This is a genomic window from Borrelia persica No12, from assembly GCF_000500045.1.
Lineage (GTDB): Bacteria > Spirochaetota > Spirochaetia > Borreliales > Borreliaceae > Borrelia > Borrelia persica.
The window spans coordinates 1-425 of record NZ_AYOT01000060.1 but is presented as its reverse complement, the minus strand read 5'-3'; the positions used below and the strand labels follow the sequence as shown (position 1 = coordinate 425).

The window sequence follows — 425 nt, the reverse complement described above, 5'->3', positions numbered from 1 at the left end:
TCTAATTCTCATATCTATTCTTCAACTGATTCATGGGAGGATTTTTTAATTAAGACTATTAAAGCTGTTAATAATAGACAAGAAGTATATATTGAGACAAGTAACTTACTTTCACACCAAATACTTATTTATCCATTAAATGCAGAACTCATTAAATTTAAACCAAGTAAGTATATGTTACCAATGCCAAATGAACAAATTGATAAAGATTCAACTGATATTGCGCATTCATATCTTGATTTTGTACTAGGTGGTTTACTTGCAACACAAAATAGTATTTTAAGAGTTGATATCAAGCAAAGTTAACTTAGGGTATTTAAATGTCTGGTGATAATTTGAATGCGTTTTACACAAAGCTAATTACTGCACTTGGAGTCTCAAATACTGATTTTAGTTTTCAATCATTTACATACGAGATTGAGCTT

1 pseudogene is annotated in these 425 nt (G+C 28.7%); it reads left to right on the top strand.

From position 1 onward, the window contains the following. Window positions 1-306, top strand: a pseudogene (locus U881_RS10365) (hypothetical protein); the annotation flags it as partial. Window positions 307-425: the final 119 nt, after the last annotated feature.